Consider the following 22,475-nt stretch of genomic DNA (forward strand, 5'->3'; position numbering starts at 1 on the left):
AAATTCGGCGATCATTCTAGCGCGAATGCGGCTGGCGCACCGGCCGCCGCTACGCGTGTCGGCCGCCGGCTTCGGCGGATAATACGCGTTTCGCCTGTCCCCATCACTGCCATGCCGAAGCACGCCGCCGATTCGTCGAGCCCCTTTTTTCGCCCGCTGCGACACTGCGCGGCGCTTGCATGCGTGAGCGTCGTGCTGGCCGCGTGCTCGCCGTCGTATGACTGGCGCACGCTGCACAACGACGCGGGTTATACGATCGACCTGCCGGCGAAGCCGACCGTCGAAAACCAGCCGGTGGCGGTGGGCGGCGCGACGATGCCCATGCGGATGCAGGCTGCGCATGTGGCCGGCGCGGTGTTCGCGGTCGGCACGCTGACGCTGCCGGACGAGCGTGAAGAGACCCGCCGTGCGGCGCTCGAATTCCTGCGCGCCGGGCTGTCGCGCAACCTCGACGGCACGCCGGCCACGGCCGCCGTGCGCGTGCCGCTCGCGGCGGGCGGCGCGGTGGACGGGCTCGAGTTGCGCATCGCCGGCGCGGCGAGCGGCGGCGACCACGCGCGCCGGACGATCGTCGCGCGGCTCGCCGCGCGCGGCCGCCACGCATACCAGGCGGTCGTGATCATGGACGGCCCGCTCGCGCAGGAACAGCTCGATCAATTTTTCGGCTCGTTCAAACTCGACTGAAGCCGACGCGCGGACACCCGCCGCGATTGAAAGTTCGTTCGCAGCTTTCGCCGCTAATCGCCGGATTTTGCGGGGATTTTCCGGCTATCCACAGCGCATGTGGATAACTTTGTTGAAAAGTTGACCGGATTGCCCGCGAAGCCGCACCGGGCGGCCTTCACGCGCATTTGGGCTTCGCCGCGCCGTTTCGTAAAATTCAATGGAAACAAAGAGATAGCGACGAGTGATGACACGGTTGCCGGCGCTGCCCGTGGCCCGGCTGGATTCGCGAAATTGTGCATAAGTCAAGTCTTGACAGCGCAATTTTGTGATCGGGCCGCGCTCACAGCGCGGTGAGCGCGCGCCGGTAGCGGATCGCCTCGGCGATCTGCGCGGCCGTCGGGGACGGATCGCCGGCCAGATCGGCGATCGTGCGGGCGACCTTCAGCACGCGGAAATACGCGCGCGCCGACCAGCCGAAGCGCTCGCCGGCCTCGCGCAACAGCCGCTCGCCGTCGTCGGTCGGGCGGCACAGGTCGTCGGTCTCGCGGCCGCTCAGCATGTGGTTCGTCTTGCCCTGCCGCGCCAGTTGCACGGCGCGCGCCCGCGCGACGCGCTCGGCGACCACGGCGCTCGGCTCGCCGGGCGCCGACGCGCGCGCCGCGAGTTCGGCCACCGACAGCGCGGGCACGTCGATCTGGATGTCGATGCGATCGAGCAGCGGCCCGGACAGCTTGCGCAGATAGCGCGTCGCGACGTCCGGTGCGCAGCGGCAGCGTCCGGAAGGATCGCCGTGCCAGCCGCACGGGCAGGGGTTCATCGCGGCGATCAGCTGACAGGCGGCGGGAAAATCGGCTTGCTGCGCGGCGCGCGAGATCGTGATGCGGCCGCCTTCGAGCGGCTCGCGCAGCATTTCGAGCACGTGCCGGTCGAATTCGGGCAGCTCGTCGAGAAACAGCACGCCCAGATGGGCCAGCGTGATCTCGCCCGGTTGCGGCGGGTTGCGGCCGCCGACCAGCGCGGCGGCGCTCGACGAGTGGTGCGGCGAGCGGAACGGCCGCCGCCGCCAGTGCGCGGGCGAGAAGCCGAGGCGGCTCGCCGACAGCAGCGCGGCGGAGGTCAGCGCCTCGTCGTCGGTCAGTGGGGGCAGCAGGCCGGGCAGCCGCGCTGCCAGCATCGACTTGCCGGCGCCGGGCGGACCGATCATCAGCATGTGGTGGCCGCCCGCGGCGGCCACTTCGAGCGCGCGTCGTGCGCCCCGCTGGCCGACGACGTCGGCGAGATCAGGCGCGGCCGGTGCCGGCAAGCCGTCGACGCACGGCGCCGCGACCGGCACGAGTCGCGCGTCGGGCGCACCGGAGAGGTGCGCGCAGAGCGTGGGCAGGTCGGGGGCGCCGTACACGATGACGCCCGGTACGAGCGCAGCCTCGGCGGCGCTGTCGAACGGTAGGTAGAGCTCCGGCGCTCGCGCGTGGGGTTCGGGTGCGGTATTGGCGGCGGAGTTTGAGTCGGAGCCTGAGCAGGCGCCTGTGCCGAAGCCGGCACCGGAGCCGGAGCCAGAGCCAGAGCCAGAGCCAGAGCCAGAGCCAGAGCCAGAGCCAGAGCCAGAGCCGAAACCATCGCGGGTTGCGTCGGCGCGTCCGTCGCGCGCCGTGCCGCAGGCCATCGCGAACGCGCCGCGCATCGGCCGCAGCGCGCCCGTCAGCGACAGCTCACCGGCGAATTCGCGGCCAGCCAGCGCGTCGACCGGGATTTGGCCGTTGGCCGCGAGAATGCCGAGCGCGATGGGCAGGTCGAAGCGGCCGGATTCTTTCGGCAGGTCGGCCGGTGCGAGATTGACGGTGATGCGCCTGACCGGGAAGTCGAATCCGCAGTTCTGCAGCGCGGCGCGCACGCGCTCGCGGCTTTCGCGGACTTCGACGTCGGGCAGGCCGACGATCGAGAACGACGGCAACCCGTTGGCAAGATGGACTTCGACGGTGACGTCCGGCGCGCGGCCGGCCGCCGGCGCGCGACTGCGCACCACGGCGAGCGACATGGCGAGGCTCCTGTGTATGAATCGGACGGCTACGGGCGTGCGAGGCCGCCTGCCTTCGGAAATCGGAGAGTCAGGGCGCGCGTGCCGGCGTGGCGCGGAAAAAAACGATGAACTGCGAAGAACGAAGGACGGCGAAGAGCGAGGGACAGCGAAGAACGAAGGACGGCGAAGAGCGACGAACAGCGAAGATCTAAGGCCAGCAGAACCCGACGAACAGCATAGGACAGCGAACAGCAGGCAGTGCAAACCTCCCCGGACCGCTCGCCGGTGCTACCGGCGCGGGCGAGCGCCACGCGAAGCGGCCCGCGCCCGGCCGGTCAGCCGGTGCGGCGCGTCAGTCCTGCGACGCCGCGAGCCTCGACTCGAGTTCTGCGACGCGCTTCTCGAGCTCCTCGAGACGCACGCGGGTGCGGGCGAGCACCTGCGCCTGGGTGTCGAATTCCTCGCGCGTGACGAGATCGAGCTTCGAGAAGCCTTGCGTCAGCATCGCCTTCACGTTGCGCTCGACATCCTTGGCCGGCGAGTTTTTCAGCAGGTCGCCGACGCGCGACTGCAGGTCGTTGAAAACATCGCTGGGTTGTTTCATGTGATTCCCCTTCGTTGCACAAAAAGTGTGCATCTTCAGTTGCGTACGTGCCCATGATGCACGCATGACCGGAAATGGTGCGCCGGCGGCGCGAATTCCGGGCATGGCGCCCGCATGGGTGAATGGCCCGGGAAACCGGGACGTGCGTGCACTCTAGCAACGATCCTTTCGGTGCGCCAGCAAACCGCGCCACGTTGGCCATTCGGCCGGGCTCGCGGACCTTTCAACGGCTGGTGCGACCCCGCTCCGGAGCCGTTCGAACCGGCGCTCACGCAAACATGGCATGCGAGTTGCTGAGGAGAGAACCGTTACAACATTCCAAACCAATTCGACGGGACAACCCAGCGAGAGGACTTTCATGAAACTCATTACCGCAATCATCAAGCCGTTCAAGCTCGATGAGACGCGCGAGGCGCTCTCCGCGCTTGGCGTCTCCGGCATCACGGTGACGGAGGTGAAAGGGTTCGGGCGCCAGAAGGGGCACACCGAGCTGTACCGCGGCGCGGAGTACGTCGTCGATTTCCTGCCGAAGATGAAGATCGAGGCCGCGGTGTCCGACGATCTGGTCGACCAGGCCGTCGAGGCGATCGAGCGGGCCGCACGCACCGGCAAGATCGGCGACGGGAAGATCTTCGTCACGCCGATCGAGCAGGTGATCCGGATCCGGACCGGGGAGACAGGCGCTGACGCGCTGTAACAGACAAAGACAAGCGACAAGAGGAAACCCGAGATGCGCAAACTTCTGATGTCCCTGCTGATGGCAGGCTCGCTGATCGCGGCCGGCGTCGGCCCCGCGCTTGCTGACGATGCGGCCTCCGCCGCCGCTGCGTCCGCGCCTGCCGCCACGGCTTCCGACGCGTCGGCCGCCGCCGCGCCGGCCGCTTCTGCTCCGGCCGCCACGGACGCCTCGGCGCCCGCCGCCGCCACCGCACCCGCTTCGGGCGCTGCCGACGCATCGGCTGCCGCCGCCGCGTCCGCGCCCGCCGCCCCGGCAGCGCCGACCGCACCGTTCTCCGTCGATTCGTCGAAGATCAGCGCCGGCGACACCGCGTGGATGCTCACCTCCTCCGCGCTCGTGCTGTTCATGACGATCCCCGGCCTCGCGCTGTTCTACGCGGGCATGGTCCGCAAGAAGAACGTGCTCGCGACCGTGATGCAGAGCTTCGCGATCACCGCGCTGATCACGGTGCTGTGGACGGTGGTGGGCTACAGCCTCGCGTTCACGCCGGGCAACGGCTTCATCGGCGGCCTGTCGCGCGTGTTCCTGCACGGGATGAACTACATCAAGGGCGACAAGGCGACCACGCTGACCGTCAGCCATCTTGCCACGACGATCCCCGAGTCGGTCTACTTCGTCTATCAGATGACGTTCGCGATCATCACGCCGGCGCTGATCTGCGGCGCGTTCGCCGACCGGATGAAGTTCTCCGCGATGCTGGTGTTCATGGCGCTCTGGTCGCTGATCGTCTATGTGCCGATCGCGCACATGGTGTGGGAGCCGACCGGCTGGCTGTCGGCAGACGGCGTGCTCGACTTCGCGGGCGGCACGGTGGTGCACATCAACGCCGGTATCGCAGGCCTGATCTCGTGCCTGGTGCTCGGCAAGCGCGTCGGCTACGGCCGCGAATCGATGGCGCCGCACAACCTGGTGCTGACGATGATCGGCGGCTCGATGCTGTGGGTCGGCTGGTTCGGTTTCAACGCGGGTTCGGCGGTCGCGGCTGACGGCCGTGCCGGCTTCGCGATGCTGACGACGCAAGTCGCGACGGCATGTGCGGCGCTCGGCTGGATGTTCGCGGAGTGGGTCGCGAAGGGCAAGCCGTCGGTGCTCGGCATCGTGTCGGGCGCGGTCGCGGGTCTGGTGGCGATCACGCCGGCAGCCGGCTTCGTCGGCGTGACGGGCGCACTGGTGATCGGCATCGCGGCCGGCGTCGTGTGCTTCTGGTCGGCCACGTGGCTCAAGTCGAAGCTCGGCTACGACGATTCGCTCGACGCATTCGGCGTACACGGCGTGGGCGGGATCCTCGGCGCACTGCTGACCGGCGTGTTCGCGGTCAAGGACATCGGCGGCGCGGACGGCAGCCTGCTGCTGCAGGCGAAGGGCGTGCTGATCACGCTGGTCTACAGCGGCGTGCTGAGCTTCGTGCTGCTGAAGCTGATCGACATGACGATCGGCCTGCGCGTGACCGAAGAGGAAGAGCGCGAAGGTCTGGACGTGATCCTGCACGGCGAACACGTCGAGTAAGTCGTACGAATCACGGCGGGCCGCCACGCATGCGGCGCCCGCCCCGAATGAGCGCAGCGACTTCAGCCCGCCCACCCGGCGGGCTTTTTTTCTCCTGTCGTGCGCTGCCGTAGCGCATAACCCTGCAGACTATCGGGTCAATAGCCGAAATCTCCCCTCCAAATCCTTGTGAAGCCGGGAACAATCCCCAAATGGGCAAGGCAATTGCTCTACAATCTTCATTCTCCCGCTCGCGAGTGATTCATGGTTCCCCACCTGGTTACTGCGTTGAATGGTCCGCTGCTCGAGCTCGAGCAGAAGATCCTCGACGCGACGCCTGCAATCGAACGCTGGTTCAGGCTCGAATGGCAGGAACACACGCCGCCGTTCTATTGTTCGGTGGACCTGCGCAACGCCGGCTTCAAGCTGGCGCCCGTCGACGCGAACCTGTTCCCCGGCGCATTCAACAACCTGCCGTCCGAAGTGCTGCCGCTCGCCGTCCAGGCCGCGATGGCCGCGATCGAGAAGATCTGCCCGGACGCCAAGAATCTGCTCGTGATCCCCGAGTTGCCGACCCGCAACGCGTTCTACCTCGAGAACGTCGCGCGGCTCGCGACGATCATGCGTCAGGCCGGCCTGAACGTGCGCTTCGGCTCGCTCGATCCGAGCATCACCGACATGACGCCGATCACGCTGGCCGACGGCCAGAAGATCGTGCTCGAGCCGCTCGAGCGCTCGCAGCGCCGCCTCGGCCTGAAGAATTTCGATCCGTGCTCGATCCTGTTGAACAACGACCTGTCGGCCGGGATTCCGTCCGTGCTGGAGAACCTGCACGAGCAGTATCTGCTGCCGCCGCTGCACGCCGGCTGGGCCGTGCGCCGCAAGTCGACGCACTTCTCGTGCTACGACGACGTCGCGAAGAAGTTCGCGAAGATGGTCGGCGTCGATCCGTGGATGGTGAACCCGTACTTCGCGCACGTCGAAGGCGTCGATTGGCAGGCGCATGAAGGCGAGCAGGCGCTCGCCGACGCGATCGACAGCGTGCTGAAGAAGATCGCGCGCAAGTACCGCGAATACGGGATCAGCGAAAAGCCGTACGTCGTCGTGAAGGCCGATGCGGGTACCGCCGGGCGCGGCGTGATGACGGTGCACGACGCGGCCGAGATCGGCCGCATGTCGAAGGCCGAGCGCGCGCAGATGGCCGAGTCGAAGGCCGGCCTCGCGGTGCGCGACGTGATCGTGCAGGAAGGCGTCTATACGTTCGAGCGCGTCGGCGACGAAGTCGCCGAGCCGGTCGTGTACATGATCGACCGCTATGTGGTCGGCGGCTTCTACCGCACCCACGGCGGCCGCGAGCGCGACCAGAACCTGAACGCGCCGGGCATGCATTACGTGCCGCTCGGCTTCGAGCACACCGCGCTGCCGGATGCCGGCGCGAAGCCGGGCGCCGCGCCGCCGAACCGCTTCTACATGTACGGCGTCGTTGCACGGCTGGCGCTGATCGCAGCGTCGATCGAACTCGAAAAGACCGATCCCGAAGCCATCCAGGTGTAACGGCTTCGCTACGTACAGGACCCGCATGGACATTCTCTTTATCGCCGACCCGCTCGATCGCTTCAAGATCTACAAGGACTCGACCTACGCGATGATGGCGGAGGCCGCGCGCCGCGGGCATGCGATCTACACGTGTCAGCCGCACCAGCTCGCGTGGACGGGCTCGGGCGTCGAGGCCGACGTGCAGCGCGTGACGATCGTCGGCGACACGGCCGACCTGCATCGCCATCCGTGGTACGAGGCGGCCGCGCACGAGTCGCGCCAGCTGACGTCGTTCGGCGCGGTGCTGATGCGCAAGGATCCACCGTTCGACATGGAGTACGTGACGGCCACCTGGATGCTCGAGCTCGCCGAACGGGCGGGCGCGCACGTGTTCAACAAGCCGCAGTCGATCCGCGATCATTCGGAGAAGCTCGCGATCGGCGAGTTTCCGCAATTCGTCGCGCCGACCCTCGTCACGCGCGACGCGGCGCGTCTGCGTGCGTTTCATGCCGAACACGGCGACGTGATCGTGAAGCCGCTCGACGGCATGGGCGGAATGGGCGTGTTCCGCGTGAAGGCCGACGGGATGAACCTCGGCGCGATCATCGAGATGCTCGGCCATGACGGCACGCGCTCGCTGATGATTCAGAAGTTCATTCCGGAGATCAAGGCCGGCGACAAGCGCATCCTGTTGATCGCGGGCGAGCCGGTGCCGTATTCGCTCGCGCGGATTCCGCAGGGCAGCGAGGTGCGCGGCAATCTCGCGGCCGGCGGGCTCGGCGTCGCGCAGCCGCTGACGCCGCGCGATCGCGAGATCGCCGAGACGCTCGGCCCGGTGCTCGCCGCGCGCGGGCTGCTGCTGGTCGGGCTCGACGCGATCGGCGACTGGCTGACCGAGGTGAACGTGACGAGCCCGACGTGCTTTCGCGAGATCATGGAGCAGACCGGCTTCGACGTCGCCGCGATGTTCATCGACGCGCTGGAGCGGGCGGCCGCGTAGCCCGCTTTCGCGCGCAATCCCGGCGGCGGCCGCGCAGGTCCACCGCTGCCGGAGCGGTTCGACCGGCCTGCTACAATGCCCGCCTGCCCGGTGCCGCGACCAGCGCGCCGACGGCCCGGCGGTCGGGCCGAAACCGTTGCAAGGCTGAACATGACACGTTTTCCCCACTCGCTATGCTCGTTGCCCCGCCACGGGGCGGAGGCAGTCTGACATGGCCGGGATCCTGATCATCGCGCATGCGCCGCTCGCCACCGCGTTGCGCGACTGCATCGCCCATATCTACGGCGGCGTGCCCGCACGCATCGGCTGCATCGACGTACTCGCCGACAGCGACCCCGCCCAGGTGATGGCGTTCGCGCATGCCGAGCTCGCACGGCTGCGGGAAGAAAACGGCGTCGTCGTGCTCACCGACATGTACGGCGCGACGCCCGCGAACATCGCCGGGCAGCTCGCGAAGCTCGAGAACGTGCGCGTGCTGGCCGGCGTGAATCTGCCGATGCTCGTGCGCGCCGTCTGCTACCGTTCCGTGCCGCTCGACAAGCTCGTCGACAAGGCGCTGTCCGGCGGCGCGAAGGGCGTCCACGAAGTGGCGGCCGGCACGCCGCCGCCGCCGTCAGAAGCCGGCTGCGGGCAGTGCGCGCCGATTCCGCCCGAGCCGCAGCCGCGCACGGAATCGCACTGACGCCCCGTATTCACGTTTTAGACTGACCCGCCGACGGCACGTCGCCGGCGGCCTCGACCGACCCGACCGAGAATCATGCTTCAACAAGAAACCACCATCGTCAACAAATTGGGGCTGCATGCGCGCGCATCGGCCAAGCTCACGCAACTGGCCGGCAACTTCCAGTCGGAAGTCTGGATGACGCGCAATGGGCGCAAGATCAATGCGAAGAGCATCATGGGTGTGATGATGCTGGCGGCCGGCATCGGCAGCACGGTCACGATCGAGACCGAAGGTCCGGACGAGCGCGAAGCGATGGACGCGCTGCTGAAGCTGATCGCCGACAAGTTCGGCGAGGGTCAGTGAGCGTCGCGGGATCGTTGCCGTTTCCGAGCAGAATGCCGCGTTTCCCGCGGCATTTTTTTCGCGCGCGGCATTGATGCGGAAGGTGCAATGCTGCACTGCTCGCAGCCAGCGGGCAGGCGCGGAATTTATAATCGCTGACCGGGGTCATAAGCGCATCGCAGCAGTGTGCCGCGGCTTTTCATGTACAGAGGAGGTGCGCGTGTCCTTCACGCTGCATGGCATTCCCGTCTCACGTGGTATCGCGATCGGGCGAGCGTATCTGATCGCGCCGGCGGCGCTCGACGTCGCCCATTACCTGATCGACACGAGCCAGATCGATGCCGAGGTCGAGCGTTTTCGCGCGGCGCGCGAGGGTGTGCATCGCGAGCTCGAGGCGCTGCGTGCCGACCTGACCGACGACACGCCGACCGAAGTCGGCGCATTCATCGACGTCCACGCGATGATCCTCAGCGATGCGATGCTCGTGCAGGAGACCATCGACCTGGTCCGCACGCGACGCTACAACGTCGAATGGGCGCTGACCGAGCAGCTCGAGCTGCTCACGCGTCACTTCGACGACATCGAGGACGAATACCTGCGCGAGCGCAAGGCCGACATCGAGCAGGTCGTCGAGCGGGTGCTGAAGGCGCTGGCCGGCGCGCCGTCGGCGTCGCAGGCGCTCGACCGTGCCGCCGCGCAAGGCCAGAACGAGATGATCGTGGTCGCGCACGACATCGCGCCGGCCGACATGATGCAGTTCAAGTCGCAGTCGTTCCAGGCCTTCGTCACCGATCTCGGCGGCCGCACGTCGCACACGGCGATCGTCGCGCGCAGCCTCGGCATTCCGGCCGCGGTCGGCGTCCAGCATGCGAGCGCGCTGATCCGTCAGGACGACCTGATCATCGTGGACGGCGACCAGGGGATCGTCATCGTCGATCCGGCGCCGATCGTCCTCGAGGAATATTCGTACCGGCAATCGGAGAAACTGCTCGAGCAGCGCAAGCTGCAGCGGCTGAAGTTCTCGCCGACGCAAACGCTGTGCGGCACCAAGATCGACCTGTACGCGAACATCGAGCTGCCCGACGACGCGAAGGCGGCCGTCGAGGCAGGCGCCGTTGGCGTCGGCCTGTTCCGCTCCGAGTTCCTGTTCATGCATCAGAAGCAGATGCCGGAGGAGGAGGAGCAGTTCGCCGCGTACAAGCGCGCCGTCGAATGGATGAAGGGCATGCCGGTGACGATCCGCACGATCGACGTCGGCGCGGACAAGCCGCTCGAGGCGCTCGACGAAGGCTACGAGACGGCGCCGAACCCGGCGCTCGGGCTGCGCGCGATCCGCTGGAGCCTGTCCGAACCGCAGATGTTCCTCACGCAACTGCGCGCGATCCTGCGCGCGTCCGCGTTCGGGCAGGTGAAGATCCTGATCCCGATGCTGGCCCACGCGCAGGAAATCGACCAGACGCTCGACCTGATCCGCGAGGCGAAGCGCCAGCTCGACGATGCGGGGCTCGCGTACGATCCGAACGTGCGCGTCGGCGCGATGATCGAGATTCCGGCCGCGGCGATCGCGCTGCCGCTGTTCCTGAAGCGCTTCGACTTCCTGTCGATCGGCACGAACGACCTGATCCAGTACACGCTCGCGATCGATCGCGCGGACAACGCGGTCGCGCACCTGTACGACCCGCTCCATCCGGCGGTGCTGCATCTGATCGCTTATACGCTGCGCGAGGCGAAGCGCGCGGGCGTGGCGGTGTCGGTATGCGGGGAAATGGCCGGCGATCCGGCGCTGACGCGTCTGTTGCTCGGCATGGGGCTCACGGAATTCTCGATGCACCCCAGCCAGTTGCTGGTGGTCAAGCAGGAGATCCTGCGGGCGCATCTGAAGGCGCTCGAGAAGCCGACGGCCGACGTGCTGGCCGCGTTCGAGCCGGAGGAAGTGCAGGCGGCGCTCCAGCGCCTGGCGGTCGCCGAGCCGCGCGCGGACGCGGCGGCTTAGGCCGCAGGTCGCCACGCCTGCAATGGCGGCGCGACGTCATGCAGGCGCCCGCGGGCGCATGCATGACGCAATCAGTGCCGGCCGCCGCATACCGGACAGTCGGCCTGCCGCGCGATCTTCATCGTGGTCCATTCCATCCGCAGCGAATCGAGCATCATCAGCCGGCCGTTGAGCGTCGTGCCGAACGCGCCGATCACGCGCAGCGCCTCGGCGGCCTGCATCGCGCCGATGATCCCGACCGTCGGCGCGAACACGCCCATCGTCGCGCACGCGACTTCCTCGAACGGCTGGTCTTCCGGAAACACGCACGCATAGCACGGCGCGGCCGCGTCGCGGAAGTCGAACGTGCTGATCTGGCCGTCGAAGCGCAACGCGGCGCCCGACACGAGCGGCACGCCGTGCGCGACGCACGCGCGGTTGATCGCATGGCGCGTCGCGAAATTGTCGGTGCAGTCGAGCACGACGCTCGCACGCGGCACATGTTCGTCGAGCCATGCATCGTCGGCGCGCAGCGCGGCCGCATGCACCGTCACTTCCGGGTTCAGCTGCGCGAGCGCGTCGCGGCCCGACTCGACCTTGCTGCGGCCGACCGACGCCGTCGCGTGCAGGATCTGCCGCTGCAGGTTAGTGAGATCGACGGTGTCGGCATCGGCCAGCGTGATCGTGCCGACGCCGGACGCCGCGAGATACATCGCGGCCGGCGAGCCCAGGCCGCCCGCGCCGACGATGAGCGCATGCGCGTCGAGAAAGCGCTGCTGCGCGTCGATGCCGATTTCGTCGACGAGGATGTGGCGGGAATAGCGAAGGAGTTGATCGTCGTTCATGGAGTGTCGGGCGCCGCATGCCGGCGGCGGCGCGCTTGCCTTGGCGTCTGTCTGCGTATTCTAGGCGCACATGAAAAACGGGCCATCGCGGTCTTCCCGCGATGGCCCGTCGGATGCCGGCCGAGGCTTACTGCGGCGCGGACGCCGGCTTCGGTGCGGCTGCCTTTGCGCCCGACGCCTTCGCGGCGGACGCGGCCTTGCCGGCCGGGCTCTTGGTCGTGCTTTCGGCGAGCAGCGACTTCGATTCCTGCACCGGCTTGCCTTCGAGCTTGTTCAATGCCTGCTGCATCATGAAGTCGTCGGCGCTGCCGAACTCGATCGGCTTGCGATCGCGATCCTTCTGGCGTTGCTCCGGCGTCTTCTTGTCGTTCTGCTCTTCGAGCAGGCGCAGCTGATCCATCCGGCGCTGCTCGCGCTCTTCCTGTTCCTTCTTCTCGTTCGGATCCTGCGTGTTCGCGAGGTGGTTCGTGTAGTCGACCTCGCGCGTCACGAGCACGTCGTCCGGATCGCCGTCCGCGTACTGATCGACCGGCACGTCGGGCGTGATGCCCTTGTTCTGGATCGAGCGGCCGCTCGGCGTGTAGTAGTAGGCAGTCGTCAGGCGCAGCGCCGTGTCGGCCGTCATCGGGCGCACCGTCTGCACCGAGCCCTTGCCGAACGTCGTCTTGCCCATGATCTGCGCGCGCTTCGAATCCTGCAGCGCGCCGGCGACGATTTCCGACGCGGACGCCGAATACGCGTTGGTCAGCACGACCATCGGCACGGTCTTGAAGATCGGCGGCAGATTCTTCAGCGGATCGCCGTCGAACGAGGGCAGACGGTAGTTGTCGTAGGTGTCGCGGTAGACCTGCTTCGAATCCGGGATCTGGCCGTTGGTCGACACGACGACGGAATCCGGCGGCAGGAACGCGCCGGCGACGCCGACCGCGCTCTGCAGCAGGCCGCCGCCGTTGTTGCGCAGATCGAGAATCAGGCCCTTCAGGTTCGGCTGCTGACGCGCGATGTCCTGCAGCTTCGCGGCGAGGTCGGGCGTCGTGCGTTCCTGGAAGCTCGTGATCCGGATGTAGGCGTAGCCCGGGTCGAGCATCTTCATCTTGACGCTCTGGACCTTGATGATCGCGCGCGTGACCGTGACCGGGAACGTGCGGTCGTCGCTCTTGCGGAAGATCGTCAGCGTGACCTTGGTGCCCGGCTCGCCGCGCATCTGCTTGACGGCCTTGTCGAGCGTCATGCCGCGCACCGGCTTGTCGTTGATGCGGGTGATCAGGTCGCCCGGACGGATGCCGGCGCGGAACGCGGGCGTGTCCTCGATCGGCGAGATCACCTTGACGAGGCCGTCTTCCTGCGAGATCTCGATGCCGAGGCCGGCGAAGCGGCCCTTGGTCTGCTCCTGCAGTTCGTCGTAGTCGGTCTTGTCGAGGAACGACGAGTGCGGATCGAGGCTCGACACCATGCCCTTGATCGCCGCCGTCAGCAGCTTCTTGTCGTCGACCGGCTCGACGTACTCGCGCTTGATCTGGCCGAACACTTCCGCGAACAGACGGAGTTGGTCGAGGGGAAGCGGCGCCGTGGCCGTCTGCTCGGCCGACGCCGAAATCTGCAGCGTGGCGAATACGCCCGTGGCGAGGCCCGCGGCAATCAGGCCGATGTTCTTCAATTTCATTCGCATAGAGAGTCTGGTGCGGTCGGGAAGCGCGTGGCGGTAGCGGGGATGTAGCGGACAAGTATAACTGTTCGTCCGATTACTCAGTGCAACGGTGCGAAACCGGTGCAAAACCGGTGCCAAGCGGCTCCGGCGCCGCACCGCCGCACGCGCGGCGGTGTTCGAAAGCCGCTTCGACAGCGCCGGGGCGGCAAAGGTTCGCGTCGCCCGCCGGGCAGGCCGCGCGCAGCGCGGGCCGCCCGGCGCGACGGGCGTCAGCCCGCCTTGCCTTGCTTCGCGACGGCGGCCTGCGCCTTCGCGATCGCGTCCTGGTCGCCCAGGTAGTAATGCTGGATCGGCTTGAGGTTCTCGTCGAGTTCATAGACGAGCGGCACGCCGTTCGGGATGTTCAGGCCGACGATGTCGCTGTCCGAGATGCCGTCGAGGTACTTGATCAGCGCGCGTAGCGAGTTGCCGTGCGCGGCGATCAGCACCTGCTTGCCGGCGCGCACGGCCGGCGCGATCGACTCGTTCCACAGCGGCAGCACGCGCGCGACCGTGTCCTTCAGGCATTCGGTGAGCGGCAGCTGCTCGCGCGGCACCTTCGCGTAGCGCGGATCGCTGAACGGCGCGCGTTCGTCGGTCGGCTCGAGCGCGGGCGGCGGCGTGTCGTAGCTGCGGCGCCAGACGAGGACCTGGTCGTCGCCGAACTTCGCGGCCGTTTCGGCCTTGTTCAGCCCCGACAGTGCGCCGTAGTGGCGCTCGTTCAGGCGCCACGAGTGAACGACCGGCAGATACATCAGGTCCATCTTGTCCTGCACGTGCCACAGCGTGCGGATCGCGCGCTTGAGCACCGACGTGTACGCGATGTCGAACGTGTAGCCGGCCTCCTTGAGCAATGCGCCGGCCTGGTAGGCTTCGTTGCGGCCCTGTTCGGTCAGGTCGACGTCGACCCAGCCGGTGAAGCGGTTTTCCTTGTTCCACGTCGATTCGCCGTGGCGGATGAGAACGAGTTTGTACATGGATCTTGCGGTCGGTAGTGATAGGGAAGCGGGGCGCGTCGCGCGGCTCCCGATCGGGGTCCGCCATCGCGCAAGACGGTTATTTTATAATGGCGGGATTGTCCTTTCCCGATTTCTCTCTTTCTTCTCTTTCCGGCGGCATTCAGTGACGTTCTTTACTCAATACACGAACTTGGCCCTCATCGCGATCCTGCTGGTTTCCGGCGGCCTGCTCGCGTGGCCCGTGCTGCGTCGCGGCCGCGGCGGCCTGTCGGCTGCGGAAGCCACGCAGCTCATCAACCGCCGCAACGCGGTCGTGATCGACCTGCGCGCCGCGCCCGAATTCGCCGCCGGCCATCTGCCGTCGGCGCGCCAGATCGCCGCGGGCGAGCTCGGCGCGAAAATTGCGCAGATCGCCAAGAACAAGAGCACCCCGGTGCTGCTCGTCTGCCAGAACGGCCAGCAGTCGCAGAAGGCGGCGCGCGAGGTCGAGGCGGCAGGTTATGCCGAGGTGCACGTGCTCGAAGGCGGCGTCGCCGCGTGGCAGCAGGCCGGGATGCCGGTCGTCAAACAAGGAGTGGCGAAGTGAACAAGGTTCTGATGTACAGCACGCAGGTGTGTCCGTATTGCATGCAGGCCGAGCGTCTGCTGAAGCTGCGCGGCGTCGAGCAGATCGAAAAGGTGCTGATCGACCGCGATTCGGCCCGCCGCGAGGAGATGATGACGCGCACGGGCCGCCGCACGGTGCCGCAGATCTACATCGGCGACACCCACGTCGGCGGTTACGACGATCTGTCGAAGCTCGATCGCGAAGGCGGCCTGTTGCCGCTTCTGCAAGCGGCCTGATTAGGGCAGAATGGCCGCCGGCCGCGCCGCGGCTCTTGGCGCGCAGGATCCAACCGCGGCGGCCGGCATCGAGCCGGGCCGCCTCGTCACCACTTTTAGGGAAACACCATGTCCGACGTCGAAAACCAACCGTTCTTCAACATCCAGCGCGTCTACCTGAAGGATATGTCGCTCGAGCAGCCGAATTCGCCGGCGATCTTCCTCGAGCAGGACATGCCGTCGGTTGAAGTCGAAGTCGACGTCAAGGCGGAGCGCCTCGCGGAAAGCGTGTTCGAAGTCGTCGTGTCGGGCACCGTCACCGCGAAGGTCAAGGACAAGGTCGCGTTCCTGATCGAAGCGAAGCAAGCCGGTATTTTCGACATCCGCAACATTCCGGACGAACAGCTCGATCCGCTCGTCGGCATCGCTTGCCCGACGATCCTGTTCCCGTACCTGCGTTCGAACATCGCCGACGCGATCACGCGTGCGGGCTTCCCGCCGATTCACCTCGCGGAAATCAACTTCCAGGCGCTGTACGAGCAGCGTCTCGCGCAGCTTCAGCAGCAGGCCGGTGCGGCCGGCGCGCCGAACGGCACGACGCTGAACTGACGTTTCACTCCGGACCGGTGCTGGGTATGAAAGTAGCCGTTCTCGGCGCCGGTGCTTGGGGCACCGCGCTCGCGGGCCATCTGGCCGCGCGGCACGATACGCTTCTCTGGGCGCGCGACGCCGCGCTGATCGCCGGGCTACAGGCCCGGCACGAAAATTCCCGCTATCTGGAAGGCATCGCGCTGCCCGATGCGCTGCGCTACGACGCCGATCTCGACGCCGCGCTCGCGCACGGCGCCGCTGACGACGCGTTGTGCGTGATCGGCGCGCCGGTGGCCGGGCTGCGCACGCTGTTGCGCGCAATGCGCGACGCGCGCTGCGTACCGGCGCACGTGGTGTGGGTGTGCAAGGGCTTCGAGGCCGACACGCATCTGCTGCCGCACCAGGTGATCGCGGCCGAGCTGCCCGAGCAGCGCAGCAACGGCGTGCTGTCGGGGCCGAGCTTCGCCCGCGAGGTCGGGCTCGGGCTGCCGGTCGCGTTGACGGTCGCCAGCGCGTCGGCCGCGTGCCGCGAGCGCACGCTTGCGGCGTTCCATCACGGCGCGATGCGGATCTATACGGGCGACGACGTGGTCGGCGTCGAGGTCGGCGGCGCGGTGAAGAACGTGCTGGCGATCGCCACCGGCATCGCCGACGGCCTCGGGCTCGGGCTCAATGCGCGCGCCGCGCTGATCACGCGCGGCCTCGCCGAAATGTCGCGCCTCGGCGTGGCGCTCGGCGGCCGGGCGGAAACTTTCACGGGCCTCACGGGCCTCGGCGACCTGATCCTCACCGCGACGGGCGACCTGTCGCGCAATCGCACGGTCGGGCTGCAACTGGCGTCCGGCCGCTCGCTGGCCGACATCCTCGGCGCGCTCGGCCACGTGGCCGAAGGCGTGCGCTGCGCGCAGGCGGTGCTCGCACTCGCGCACGCGCAGGCGATCGAAATGCCGATCACCGAGGCCGTGTGCGGCGTGCTGTTCGACGGCGTCGCACCGCGCGATGCGGTGAGCGGGCTGCTGCGCCGCGACGCGCGCGCCGAATGACGCGCTGACGCGTCGGTGCGGGCGCAGCGCGCCGTTCTCGCGCCCGCGTGCCTTCGCGCAACGCGCGCGGCGCGAAAGCGCATTACGCTCGAACCGTCGCCATAGCTTTCGGGAGAGCGTCATGCTGCAGATCGGTTCCACCGCGCTCGACGCGCAACTCGTCGACATCACCACGCTCGACGTCGACGCGATCGTCAACGCCGCGAACGGCTCGTTGCTCGGCGGCGGCGGCGTCGATGGCGCGATCCATCGCGCGGCCGGCCCCGGGCTGCTGGCCGAATGCCGTACGCTCGGCGGCTGTGCGACCGGCGACGCGAAGCTCACGCGCGGGCACGGGCTGCCGGCGCGCTACGTGATTCATGCGGTCGGCCCCGTCTGGTACGGCGGTGCGCGCGGCGAGCCCGAGCTGCTCGCGTCGTGCTACCGGCGCGCCATCGAACTCGCCGAAGAAGTCGCCGCGACGTCGATCGCGTTTCCGGCGATCAGTTGCGGCGTGTACCGCTATCCGGCTGAACACGCCGTCGACATCGCGGTCGGCACGGTAATCGACATGCTGCCGCAGGCGCCGAACCTCGCACGTGTGGTGTTCGCGTGCTTTGCGCCGGACATCTACGACCTCTATCGCGCGCATCTAGCGCGGCCGCGCGCCGCCGTTCAGGCGCCGCCTTCGAAGCCGGCCTGACGCCAAGCCTCGAACACGACCACGGCCACCGTATTCGACAGGTTCAGGCTGCGGTTGCCGGGCCGCATCGGCAGGCGCACGCGCTGCTCGCCCGGAAAGCGCTCGAGAAGCTCGGCCGGCAGTCCGCGGGTTTCGGAGCCGAACACGAACCAGTCGCCCGGTACGAACGCGTGGTCGTGGAAGCGCCCCGAGCCGCGGGTCGTGAACGCGAACATCCGCGCGGGATCGGGCGACTCGGCCGCGACGAACGCATCCCAGTCGCGGTGCACGCGCATTTCCGCGTATTCGTGATAGTCGAGGCCCGCGCGGCGCATCTTCGCGTCGTCGAGCGGGAAGCCGAGCGGCTCGATCAGATGCAGGCGCGCGCCGGTGTTCGCGCACAGGCGGATCACGTTGCCGGTGTTCGGCGGAATTTCGGGGGCGACGAGAACGACGTTGAACATGGGTTGGGTCTGGCTGGGCCGGCCGGGGCGGAGCAACGCTGCTGCTCGTTCCCGGCCGGCCGGTTCGTGGCGGCCGGCGCCGCATCCGGGCGGCCGGCCTCTTTGCTGTCCATCTAATTAATCCCTCGCGGTGCGCAGCGCAACCAGATTCGTTACGCGCACGGCGCCCGCCGCCTTCAATGCATGCGCGGCGGCCGCGAGCGTCGCGCCGGACGTCATCACGTCGTCGACCAGCGCAACGTGATGGCCGGCGAGCTCGCTCGTCACCGCGAACGCCGCGCTCACGTTGTCGCGCCGCGCGCGCCGGTCGAGCCGCGACTGCGGCGCGGTTTCGGTCACGCGTTCGAGCAGCGCCGCGTCGGCGCGCACACCGAGCTGGCGCGCCAGCGGTCGCGCGATCGCCCACGCCTGGTTGTAGCCGCGCGCGACCAGCCGTCCGCGCGCGAGCGGCACCGGCGCGATCACGTCGAAGCCGCTCGCGCGGCGCAACGTGTCGGTGTCGTCGATCCGCGAGGCGAGCCGCGCGGCGAATTCCGCACCGAGCGCGAGGCGCGCGCGAAATTTCAGCCCGCGCGCGAGCCCGTCGAGCGGTGCGCGGTAATCGGCGAGCGCGAGCGTCGCGTCGAACGGCGGCGGTGTCGCGCGGCATCCGTCGCAACGGTAGGCGGACGTCGCGTCAGCGCCACCGTGTCGGCTGCCCGGCCTGCGCGTGCTTGCGCGACCGACGCCCAGCGGTAGCGCACAGACCTCGCAACGCAGCCGCGCTTCATTCCAGTACGCGGCATCGCATGCGTCGCAAATGACGTTATGTGACAAATTGCCGCACAGCGCACACCGATTCGGCAGCGCGGCTGCAATGACGTGTGTCAACAGCATGCGAGCATGCGACAAAACGACGCGCGTGACGCGCGCCGACGAACGGCCGTCCATCGCCAACACTCCGCAGGTGCCCGCTCGCTGAAGGCCGCGAGGCGAGCGAGTATACTTCGGGCTCTTCGCCAGTGTGCCCGACATGTCCCCAGCTTCGACTCCAACCGGCCGTCCGGCCAATGACGCCCGGCGTTTGCGGCGAATCTTCGATCGTCGCGCGGCCGCATTCGACGCCGTTGCGTTCCTGCCGCGCGAGATCGCGCAGCGGATGAACGAGCGGCTCGAATACATCAAGGTGAGCCCCGCGGCCGTGCTCGATGCGGGCTGCGGCCCGGGCGACGACCTGCCGGCGTTGCGCGCGCGCTTTCCCGAAGCGCCGGTGTTCGGCGTCGACCTGTCGGGCGCGATGCTGGCGCGCGCGGGCCAGCGCGAAGTCGAGCAGACCAGCTGGCGCCGCTGGCTGCCCGCCTCGCTCGGCCGCGCGCTGGGCCAGCGCGGCGCGCGCGTCGCACAGGCCGACTTCTCGGTGCTGCCGTTCGCGGCCGGCGCATTCGACCTGATCTGGTCGAATCTCGCGCTGCACTGGCATTCGCGTCCCGATACCGTGTTCCCCGAATGGCAGCGCGTGCTGCGCGTCAACGGCCTGCTGATGTTCAGCACGCTCGGCCCCGATACGCTGCGCGAGCTGCGCGCGGCCTGCGCGGACGCCGAAGCGGCGCTCGGCATCGCGCCGCCCGCCGCGCGCGTGATCGATTTCGTCGACATGCACGACCTTGGCGACATGCTCGTCGAAAGCGGCTTCGAGATCCCCGTGATGGACCAGGAAGTGCTCACCGTTACATATAAGACGCCCGATTCGCTGCTGGCCGACGTACGTCGCTGGGGCGCGTATCCGTTCGAGCGCGTCGCGCCGCAGCGCGCGACGCGGCGCTTTCGCGCGGCGCTCTGCGAGGCGCTGGAAGCGCGCCGCCGCGCGGACGGCACGATCGCGCTGACGTTCGAGGTGATCTACGGCCACGCGTGGAAAGCCGTGCCGCGCACGACCGCCGACGGACACGGGATCGTGCGCATCGAGGACATCGGCAAGGGGCGTCCGAAGAATCGGTGAAGCGGTAAAGAGCGGTTTTGTTATGTCAGAAATTAGCGGCGCGAAGCGCGGTCGAAGTGATCCGAAAAACGGCCAGGAGGCTTGTGGCGCTTGGCTCGCGGGCCGATAGTCGCTTGCTTGTGGATGCCATTGAACGCGCCTATAATGCGTCAGCTTGTCGCCCCGGGGTCCCCGCAATACGGTGCGACGAGTCCGATGCAGGCATGCATCGCATGCCATTCGCGTGAGGCGGCGATGGAAGCAGCGAGTGTTTTGGCGGAGTCGACGAACGGCGAACCGGTCATCGCAGACTGGCTCATGAAACGCAACTGTTCGGTATCGCCGCGGCAGTTCGTGCTGTTTTACGTGTCGCTCGCGGGCTTCTCGCTGGTGATCGCGGCATTGCTGATGTGGCGGGGAGCGTGGCTCGTCATGCCCTTCACCGGGATCGAATTGCTGGCGGTAGGCGTCGCGTTCGCGATCTATGCGCGCCATGCAGTCGATTACGAGCGTATCAGGCTGTTTCCGCACCGGCTCGTGATCGAGCGGATGGATGCGGAGCGGTTCACGCAGATCGAATTCAACCCGCGCTGGGTGCGGGTCGAGCCGGGTGCGACGCCACGCGATCCGATTCGACTGGTATCGCGCGGGCAGACCGTCGTAATCGGGCAGCATCTCGCGCAGTACAAGCGTGCGCAGTTCGCCGACGAACTGCGCGTGTCGCTCAGGCGCTGCGGCTGACGAGGCGCAGGCACCGGCCCAGGGCCGGAGGCTTGCGACGGGGGAGGGTTTGAATGGAAATTTTGGGTAAGGATGCTATGAAAACAATCAAGCGAGCCCTCACGGGCGTGCTGGCATGCAGCGGTCTGCTCTTTGCCGGCGCTGCTCTGGCGGTCGGTGATAGCCCGGGCGGCCCCCGCGTCAACGAGATCAACTTTCAGCCGCCGGTCACGAAGATCGCCGAGGAGCTCTACGATCTCCACACGATGATGCTGATCCTCTGTACGGTGATCTTCGTCGGCGTGTTCGGCGTGATGTTCTATTCGATCTTCGCGCACCGCAAATCCAAAGGCCACAAGGCCGCCAATTTCCATGAAAGCACGACCGTCGAAATCATCTGGACGATCGTGCCGTTCATCATCGTCGTGCTGATGGCGCTGCCGGCCACGAAGGCCGTCGTCGCGATGAAGGACACCACCAACGCCGATCTCACCATCAAGGTCACCGGCTATCAGTGGAAGTGGGGCTACGACTACGTGAAGGGCCCGGGCGAGGGCATCAGCTTCCTGTCGACGCTCAGCACGCCGCGTGACGAAGTGATGGGCAAGAAGCCGATCACCGAAACCTATCTGCAGGAAGTCGACAACCCGCTCGTCGTGCCGGTCAACAAGAAGATCCGGATCATCACGACCGCGAACGACGTCGTCCACTCGTGGTACGTGCCCGCGTTCGGCGTGAAGCAGGATGCGATCCCCGGCTTCGTGCGCGATACGTGGTTCAAGGCCGACAAGGTCGGCACGTTCCGCGGCTTCTGTACCGAACTGTGCGGCAAGGAACACGCGTTCATGCCGGTCGTCGTCGAAGTGCTGTCGGACGAAGACTACGCGAAGTGGGTCAGCGCGCAGAAGGGCAAGCTCGCGAACGCAGCGGTCGATCCGAACAAGGTCTACACGATGGCCGAACTCGTCGCGCACGGCGAGGAAGTCTACAAGGCGAACTGCGCGGCCTGCCACCAGGTGAACGGCAAGGGCCTCGGCGCGTTTCCCGCGATGGACGGCAGCGCGATCGTGAACGGCCCGATCGCCGGCCACGTCGAGCGCGTGCTGCACGGCAAGGGCGCGATGCCGTCGTGGGCGTCGCTGTCGGACCTCGACATCGCATCGGTCATCACCTACGAACGCAATTCGTGGGGCAACCACAAGAACGACCTGCTGCAACCGAAGCAGGTAGCCGACGCACGCAACGGCAAGATGCCGGAAGACGCAGCAGGCGCGGCCGCACCGGCCGACGCGGCATCGGCGCCGGCGCAAGCCGCGTCGGGCGCGGCCGAGCAGCCGGCCGCAGCGGCGGCAGTGTCCACGGTCTACTTCGAAACGGGCAAGAGCGTGCTGCCGGCCGACGCGAAGGCGGCGATCGCCGCCGCGGCCGATTATGCGAAGGCGCATCCGGACGCGAAGCTCGCGCTGTCGGGCTTCACCGACAAGTCGGGCTCGGCCGACGCCAATGCGGAGCTCGCGAAGCGCCGCGCGCAAGCCGTGCGCGATGCGCTGAAGGCTGCAGGCGTGGCGGAAGACCACATTGTTCTCAAGAAGCCGGAAACGATCACGGGCGGCGCCGACGCGAAGGAAGCGCGGCGCGTCGAGATCGGGCCGGCGGCTTGACGTGTCGCTGAGTTAGTCGACGTATTCGCATTAGGAGATT

At 67.6% G+C, this 22,475-nt stretch carries 23 protein-coding genes; 16 read left to right on the plus strand and 7 right to left on the minus strand.

Features of this window, described 5'->3' with window-relative positions; genetic code table 11:
* Positions 1–111 precede the first annotated feature (111 nt).
* Positions 112–684 (plus strand): hypothetical protein, encoded by a 573-nt coding sequence (locus C3Y15_RS06920; protein WP_014723708.1) that lies wholly within the window; start codon positions 112–114, stop codon positions 682–684.
* 322 nt (positions 685–1,006) lie between these two features.
* Here C3Y15_RS06920 and C3Y15_RS06930 read toward each other — a convergent pair whose 3' ends face one another.
* On the minus strand, positions 1,007–2,701 hold the full coding sequence (locus C3Y15_RS06930) for a YifB family Mg chelatase-like AAA ATPase (protein WP_124259939.1): 1,695 nt from the start codon (positions 2,699–2,701) through the stop codon (positions 1,007–1,009).
* 334 nt (positions 2,702–3,035) lie between these two features.
* Positions 3,036–3,287, minus strand: coding sequence for an accessory factor UbiK family protein (locus C3Y15_RS06935; RefSeq protein WP_011886121.1), 252 nt, complete (start codon positions 3,285–3,287; stop codon positions 3,036–3,038).
* Positions 3,288–3,645: 358 nt separating this feature from the next.
* Here C3Y15_RS06935 and C3Y15_RS06940 point away from each other — a divergent pair, with 358 nt between their 5' ends.
* The 7 genes from C3Y15_RS06940 to ptsP all read left to right on the plus strand — a co-directional run bounded on the left by C3Y15_RS06940 (position 3,646) and on the right by ptsP (position 11,046).
* The gene (locus C3Y15_RS06940; protein ID WP_006398175.1) at positions 3,646–3,984 is read left to right on the plus strand and encodes a P-II family nitrogen regulator; all 339 of its coding nucleotides are present in this window, start codon (positions 3,646–3,648) and stop codon (positions 3,982–3,984) included.
* Between the two features lie 33 nt (positions 3,985–4,017).
* Positions 4,018–5,532 (plus strand): ammonium transporter, encoded by a 1,515-nt coding sequence (locus tag C3Y15_RS06945; protein WP_014723706.1) that lies wholly within the window; start codon positions 4,018–4,020, stop codon positions 5,530–5,532.
* A 243-nt stretch (positions 5,533–5,775) separates the two neighbouring features.
* Positions 5,776–7,065 (plus strand): glutamate--cysteine ligase, encoded by a 1,290-nt coding sequence (gshA, locus tag C3Y15_RS06950; RefSeq protein ID WP_014723704.1) that lies wholly within the window; start codon positions 5,776–5,778, stop codon positions 7,063–7,065.
* A gap of 25 nt (positions 7,066–7,090) precedes the next feature.
* Positions 7,091–8,047: a glutathione synthase gene (gshB, locus tag C3Y15_RS06955; protein ID WP_011886118.1), complete on the plus strand. Its 957-nt coding sequence runs from the start codon at positions 7,091–7,093 to the stop codon at positions 8,045–8,047.
* A 211-nt stretch (positions 8,048–8,258) separates the two neighbouring features.
* On the plus strand, positions 8,259–8,729 hold the full coding sequence (locus tag C3Y15_RS06960; protein WP_011886117.1) for a PTS fructose transporter subunit IIA: 471 nt from the start codon (positions 8,259–8,261) through the stop codon (positions 8,727–8,729).
* Between the two features lie 75 nt (positions 8,730–8,804).
* Entirely contained in the window at positions 8,805–9,074 is a 270-nt protein-coding gene (locus C3Y15_RS06965; RefSeq protein ID WP_006477716.1) for an HPr family phosphocarrier protein, read from the plus strand.
* A gap of 199 nt (positions 9,075–9,273) precedes the next feature.
* The gene (gene ptsP, locus C3Y15_RS06970; protein ID WP_014723702.1) at positions 9,274–11,046 is read left to right on the plus strand and encodes a phosphoenolpyruvate--protein phosphotransferase; all 1,773 of its coding nucleotides are present in this window, start codon (positions 9,274–9,276) and stop codon (positions 11,044–11,046) included.
* 71 nt (positions 11,047–11,117) lie between these two features.
* On the opposite strand, the gene C3Y15_RS06975 is transcribed toward ptsP, so the two are convergent.
* The 3 genes from C3Y15_RS06975 to gpmA all read right to left on the minus strand — a co-directional run bounded on the left by C3Y15_RS06975 (position 11,118) and on the right by gpmA (position 14,534).
* On the minus strand, positions 11,118–11,870 hold the full coding sequence (locus C3Y15_RS06975; protein ID WP_011886115.1) for a HesA/MoeB/ThiF family protein: 753 nt from the start codon (positions 11,868–11,870) through the stop codon (positions 11,118–11,120).
* 127 nt (positions 11,871–11,997) lie between these two features.
* Positions 11,998–13,539, minus strand: coding sequence for a S41 family peptidase (locus C3Y15_RS06980; protein WP_011886114.1), 1,542 nt, complete (start codon positions 13,537–13,539; stop codon positions 11,998–12,000).
* A 248-nt stretch (positions 13,540–13,787) separates the two neighbouring features.
* Positions 13,788–14,534 carry a 2,3-diphosphoglycerate-dependent phosphoglycerate mutase gene (gene gpmA / locus C3Y15_RS06985; protein WP_011886113.1) on the minus strand — a complete coding sequence of 249 codons (747 nt, stop codon included), beginning with the start codon at positions 14,532–14,534 and terminating at the stop codon, positions 13,788–13,790.
* Between the two features lie 145 nt (positions 14,535–14,679).
* On the opposite strand from gpmA, the gene C3Y15_RS06990 reads away from it, so the two are divergent.
* The 5 genes from C3Y15_RS06990 to C3Y15_RS07010 all read left to right on the plus strand — a co-directional run bounded on the left by C3Y15_RS06990 (position 14,680) and on the right by C3Y15_RS07010 (position 17,654).
* Positions 14,680–15,102 (plus strand): rhodanese-like domain-containing protein, encoded by a 423-nt coding sequence (locus C3Y15_RS06990; RefSeq protein ID WP_011886112.1) that lies wholly within the window; start codon positions 14,680–14,682, stop codon positions 15,100–15,102.
* On the plus strand, positions 15,099–15,359 hold the full coding sequence (gene grxC, locus C3Y15_RS06995; RefSeq protein WP_059475378.1) for a glutaredoxin 3: 261 nt from the start codon (positions 15,099–15,101) through the stop codon (positions 15,357–15,359). Before C3Y15_RS06990 ends, grxC begins: the two co-directional genes overlap by 4 nt.
* A gap of 108 nt (positions 15,360–15,467) precedes the next feature.
* Positions 15,468–15,947, plus strand: a complete 480-nt coding sequence (gene secB / locus C3Y15_RS07000; RefSeq protein WP_011658008.1) for a protein-export chaperone SecB — start codon at positions 15,468–15,470, stop codon at positions 15,945–15,947.
* A gap of 26 nt (positions 15,948–15,973) precedes the next feature.
* Entirely contained in the window at positions 15,974–16,972 is a 999-nt protein-coding gene (locus C3Y15_RS07005) for an NAD(P)H-dependent glycerol-3-phosphate dehydrogenase (protein WP_034192543.1), read from the plus strand.
* A gap of 121 nt (positions 16,973–17,093) precedes the next feature.
* Positions 17,094–17,654 carry an O-acetyl-ADP-ribose deacetylase gene (locus tag C3Y15_RS07010; RefSeq protein WP_124259938.1) on the plus strand — a complete coding sequence of 187 codons (561 nt, stop codon included), beginning with the start codon at positions 17,094–17,096 and terminating at the stop codon, positions 17,652–17,654.
* On the opposite strand, the gene trmL is transcribed toward C3Y15_RS07010, so the two are convergent.
* Positions 17,627–18,097, minus strand: a complete 471-nt coding sequence (gene trmL / locus C3Y15_RS07015) for a tRNA (uridine(34)/cytosine(34)/5-carboxymethylaminomethyluridine(34)-2'-O)-methyltransferase TrmL (RefSeq protein WP_014723697.1) — start codon at positions 18,095–18,097, stop codon at positions 17,627–17,629. The genes C3Y15_RS07010 and trmL overlap by 28 nt on opposite strands.
* Positions 18,098–18,214: 117 nt before the next feature.
* On the minus strand, positions 18,215–19,027 hold the full coding sequence (locus C3Y15_RS07020) for a phosphoribosyltransferase family protein (protein ID WP_069246332.1): 813 nt from the start codon (positions 19,025–19,027) through the stop codon (positions 18,215–18,217).
* Between the two features lie 82 nt (positions 19,028–19,109).
* Here C3Y15_RS07020 and C3Y15_RS07025 point away from each other — a divergent pair, with 82 nt between their 5' ends.
* The 3 genes from C3Y15_RS07025 (at position 19,110) to coxB (ending at position 22,435) form a co-directional block, all read left to right on the plus strand.
* Positions 19,110–20,075, plus strand: coding sequence for a methyltransferase domain-containing protein (locus C3Y15_RS07025; RefSeq protein WP_041493895.1), 966 nt, complete (start codon positions 19,110–19,112; stop codon positions 20,073–20,075).
* A 195-nt stretch (positions 20,076–20,270) separates the two neighbouring features.
* Positions 20,271–20,795, plus strand: a complete 525-nt coding sequence (locus C3Y15_RS07030; protein ID WP_045578759.1) for a DUF2244 domain-containing protein — start codon at positions 20,271–20,273, stop codon at positions 20,793–20,795.
* 53 nt (positions 20,796–20,848) lie between these two features.
* Positions 20,849–22,435, plus strand: coding sequence for a cytochrome c oxidase subunit II (gene coxB, locus C3Y15_RS07035; RefSeq protein ID WP_011886104.1), 1,587 nt, complete (start codon positions 20,849–20,851; stop codon positions 22,433–22,435).
* Positions 22,436–22,475 lie beyond the last annotated feature (40 nt).

It is taken from the genome of Burkholderia sp. B10 (assembly GCF_004368385.1).
Taxonomy (GTDB): domain Bacteria; phylum Pseudomonadota; class Gammaproteobacteria; order Burkholderiales; family Burkholderiaceae; genus Burkholderia; species Burkholderia vietnamiensis.

Coding starts and splice junctions, on each gene's coding strand:
- C3Y15_RS06945 (WP_014723706.1), top strand. CDS start 4,018: ATGCGCAAACTTCTGATGTCCCTGCTGATGGCAGGCTCGCTGATCGCG.
- C3Y15_RS06965 (WP_006477716.1), top strand. CDS start 8,805: ATGCTTCAACAAGAAACCACCATCGTCAACAAATTGGGGCTGCATGCG.
- gshB (WP_011886118.1), top strand. CDS start 7,091: ATGGACATTCTCTTTATCGCCGACCCGCTCGATCGCTTCAAGATCTAC.
- coxB (WP_011886104.1), top strand. CDS start 20,849: ATGGAAATTTTGGGTAAGGATGCTATGAAAACAATCAAGCGAGCCCTC.
- secB (WP_011658008.1), top strand. CDS start 15,468: ATGTCCGACGTCGAAAACCAACCGTTCTTCAACATCCAGCGCGTCTAC.
- trmL (WP_014723697.1), bottom strand. CDS start 18,097: ATGTTCAACGTCGTTCTCGTCGCCCCCGAAATTCCGCCGAACACCGGC.
- C3Y15_RS07025 (WP_041493895.1), top strand. CDS start 19,110: ATGTCCCCAGCTTCGACTCCAACCGGCCGTCCGGCCAATGACGCCCGG.
- C3Y15_RS07005 (WP_034192543.1), top strand. CDS start 15,974: ATGAAAGTAGCCGTTCTCGGCGCCGGTGCTTGGGGCACCGCGCTCGCG.
- gshA (WP_014723704.1), top strand. CDS start 5,776: ATGGTTCCCCACCTGGTTACTGCGTTGAATGGTCCGCTGCTCGAGCTC.
- C3Y15_RS06960 (WP_011886117.1), top strand. CDS start 8,259: ATGGCCGGGATCCTGATCATCGCGCATGCGCCGCTCGCCACCGCGTTG.
- C3Y15_RS07020 (WP_069246332.1), bottom strand. CDS start 19,027: ATGGACGGCCGTTCGTCGGCGCGCGTCACGCGCGTCGTTTTGTCGCAT.
- C3Y15_RS07010 (WP_124259938.1), top strand. CDS start 17,094: ATGCTGCAGATCGGTTCCACCGCGCTCGACGCGCAACTCGTCGACATC.
- C3Y15_RS07030 (WP_045578759.1), top strand. CDS start 20,271: ATGCAGGCATGCATCGCATGCCATTCGCGTGAGGCGGCGATGGAAGCA.
- C3Y15_RS06980 (WP_011886114.1), bottom strand. CDS start 13,539: ATGCGAATGAAATTGAAGAACATCGGCCTGATTGCCGCGGGCCTCGCC.
- C3Y15_RS06935 (WP_011886121.1), bottom strand. CDS start 3,287: ATGAAACAACCCAGCGATGTTTTCAACGACCTGCAGTCGCGCGTCGGC.
- C3Y15_RS06920 (WP_014723708.1), top strand. CDS start 112: ATGCCGAAGCACGCCGCCGATTCGTCGAGCCCCTTTTTTCGCCCGCTG.
- gpmA (WP_011886113.1), bottom strand. CDS start 14,534: ATGTACAAACTCGTTCTCATCCGCCACGGCGAATCGACGTGGAACAAG.
- C3Y15_RS06930 (WP_124259939.1), bottom strand. CDS start 2,701: ATGTCGCTCGCCGTGGTGCGCAGTCGCGCGCCGGCGGCCGGCCGCGCG.
- C3Y15_RS06975 (WP_011886115.1), bottom strand. CDS start 11,870: ATGAACGACGATCAACTCCTTCGCTATTCCCGCCACATCCTCGTCGAC.
- C3Y15_RS06940 (WP_006398175.1), top strand. CDS start 3,646: ATGAAACTCATTACCGCAATCATCAAGCCGTTCAAGCTCGATGAGACG.